Below are 3,217 nucleotides of genomic sequence, written 5' to 3' on the forward strand. Positions count from 1 at the left end.
GGATTTTGCCTCCAAATACTGCAAAAACCTCCGAAGCCCCCGTGTTTGCTAGCCTGTAGAGAGGCATCAATTTTTACTTATCGGCCGATAGCCCTCAATCGGCGCCATTAAATCATCCAGTTTAGGCAGCTCTCCCGTCGGCGCGAACGTATACGTACCCCGGAAGTTGATATTCTCCCACGCGACAGGTGATGCGCCCTTTACGGTTTCCATGTGTTTTTCGCTGCCCTGCTCCTCGAAGCTGTCCAGCAGGTTGCTGAGTACTTTCGAGTTGAAGTAGATAATGGCATTTGCTACCAGCCGGGCGCTTTCGTTCCAGATTTGTATCTCCTCGTCGCTATTCCCCCGGAACCGGTCGCTGTTCACGTTGCTGATTGCCCTACGCAACTGGTGATAAGCTTCTCCCCGATTCAAGGCGCGTTGCACGTGGTTTCTAAGGCTGGCGTTATCGATGTAATCCAGCAGGTATTGGGCCTTCAATAGTCGGTTATATTCAGTCAGCGCCTTCAGTAGTGGGTGGTTTTTCTTGTAGCCAGAGAGTTTCCGGACCAATATGGCTTGGGTGGTTTTCCGGTGAGCCAGTGACACGGCAATTCGCTGGATGGTGTCCCAGCACTCCATAATACTCTGCGTGTTAATGGGTTTACGCAATGTGAGTCTCACCCGCTGACTCTCGTCCTCGGAGATATCGAACATCTCGTTGATAACCCTGCCTACCTGGGCATATCGGGGGGCGAACCGGTAGCCAAACAGATCGAGTAAAGCAAAATTCACATGGTTTACCCCATGGGTGTCAGTAGAGAGCGTATCCGGGATGATCTCAGTACTGTTGTTCATCAGGAGGTCAAAGATGTAATGGGATTCGTGTTCGTTAGCGCCGATCACCCGGGCATTGATTGCCATATGATTGGCATTCAGGCTGATCGCCGAGACCCCTTTGCTGGTACCGAAGTATTTTGAGGAATACCGGGTACGGAATGTCTCGCGCTTAGCTTCGAACTTTTGGCCATCAGCGCTGGCATGCAGGTTGTCATCCTGGATATTGTAGTGATTAAATATACTCAGTCGCGTAGTGGCGTTGTTGATGCGGTCATTTGCGGCATTCAATGTTTCCAGCCGAAGGTAGTTCGCTTGGATGGTACTCAGCTGATCATAGGTGCGGTCGGAGATCTGGGCGATACCGTAGATGCCCTGGTTTGTGGCATTGGCGATCAGGATCGCCAACAGGTCCACTTCATACTGGCGGCTTTTGGAGGTCATGCCCAGCACGTGCTCAAAGTCGTCAATAAATCCGGTATCCTGATCCACCACGCGCAAGACATCGGCGACTCCGATTGCCCTCATTTGCTGGAAGAACGGATTGTTCACCAGATGTTTTTTGCCGGTGGTCGGTAAGCGCCAAAGGTGTTTACCACCCTTCGGGCGCAGAATGATATCCCTGTTGTCCACGCGTTCCAGATAGTCGCTGACTTCGTATAGCCGAGTGGTCAACCGATCCGCCATGCGCGGGATCAGTTGCTTTGGATCCTCAGTAATTTTGGGTTGCTTCGTACCCTCGACCAAGGCCTGCTTCTGATTTTTCCAAGTCTGTGGTTTTACCAGATCGTCGTCCAGTGCACGATACCGTATGACTTCTGGCAGCACTAACTGGCCGTTTAGGCGGCTGGGAATCTGCAAATACAAGAACCATTCATATCTAGCCTTGTCTATGCCGCCGTCAGGTTTCAACAAGAGTGGTCGCGTGGCTTTTGGCGGTAGACGCCGGTCAATACTGGCATCTCTGAGCATGTTGCCGGCCGCCAGCTCCTGTCGAGTTTGGCTCAAGACCGCTGCCAACCGTTGTGTTTTATCGGTGCCTTCGATGCGTAGACAGCAAAAGAGTGATCGTAACAGGCCGGTTCTCAACGTGGATTCCGTATCCAGGTGTTGCCAGAACGCCTCATCCGCCGACTGCTTCTGATTGCCGAGGTACCGGCAGACTGAACTCAGCTCGTTGGCATTGAGAACCTGGAACGCTTGTTTCTGTACAGCATGGAATGACGTATTGGGGTCGATACGATCATCAACAAACAGGCACAAGATTTCTGCAGCCTTACTCACATTGGTAGCCGCCTTTTGCCAATCCCGATAAACTCGATCCTGCGCCAGCTGATGCGCTCGTTGCTTTACCTGTCGAACGTGGTGAATGAACCCTTCGGCCATGCGTTCCAACCCCTCCTGATATCGAAACTGTAGGTAGCAAAGCAGATATAGGCACTGGTTCTCTGGCGACTGACGCTTGATTTTGGCGCCGTAATATTGAATCCGTTCGGCATAGTGCTGCTGATTTTTTTGAGACAGAGAAAGCGAGTCGAGGACAACGGTCACCTCTGCCATCAGCGGTTGAATGTGGTGATACACCGCGAGTTCTTTCTGCAACTCGGTGCCGGTGAAATTGCGCGCGCCGCCGCGCAATTGTGTTAACGTAAGCTGGTCATTACCGGATACCAGTGTATTTAGTACAGTCGTCAATTTTGGGCTACACGCGGCGCCGATCTTCTCATGCAGTCGCTGCTGATGCTGGTTAACCACCTGACTGACGATCTTCTGCAGGGTGCTATAGGCAGGAATGGCAATTTTCTGGTGGGCCAGGAACTCAATCGCTGCATCAAAGAGAGCACGAGGTGCAACCCAGCTTTCAGCACAGGCCAATAAGTGTTCAACAAGCCGGGGTTGATGCTCAGGATCTTTCCAATTTTCATATTCGATCATGGAAAAAATCCGTTCATAAATGCGGGACTTTTGATCGGATTTCAGACTGAAGCGTCGAAATTTCAGGCCATCAAAGTGATTTTTCGCGATAAATCCCAAGTCATCCTGCATGGATTTAAACGTCGGATTGAGCAAGATGGGTTTGCATTTGAAATAGCCCAACAATGCGATGGCGATACAGCGGTACTTGCGCTGCCTTATTCTGGTCAGCTCAGCGCGCTCTTTATCATTCAGCGTGAAGTAAAACCGTTGATACGATTCGTTGAAGGAGGGGACGCCGTATAAATCCTCGATTTCAGCGGCAGTGAGAATTGATAGTCGCTTGGTTCTGCTCATTCTTTGACCCAAAGGCCGAAGAAGATACTGAAACTCGAGCTAAATTAAAATTAATAGTGGCTTGGAGGCCAGTAAATACGGGGCCTTCAACGGTTTTTGCAGTATTTGGAGGCAAAATCCCTAGGACCCC

Annotated in this window: 1 protein-coding gene; it reads right to left on the bottom strand. The window is 50.8% G+C overall.

Annotation, left to right across the window (positions count from 1 at the left end):
* Positions 1–66: 66 nt before the first annotated feature.
* Positions 67–3,087: a Tn3 family transposase gene (locus ACYVGS_RS17775; protein WP_011783386.1), complete on the bottom strand. Its 3,021-nt coding sequence runs from the start codon at positions 3,085–3,087 to the stop codon at positions 67–69.
* Between the last annotated feature and the right edge of the window lie 130 nt (positions 3,088–3,217).

The sequence above is a fragment of the Haliea atlantica genome, from assembly GCF_054779855.1.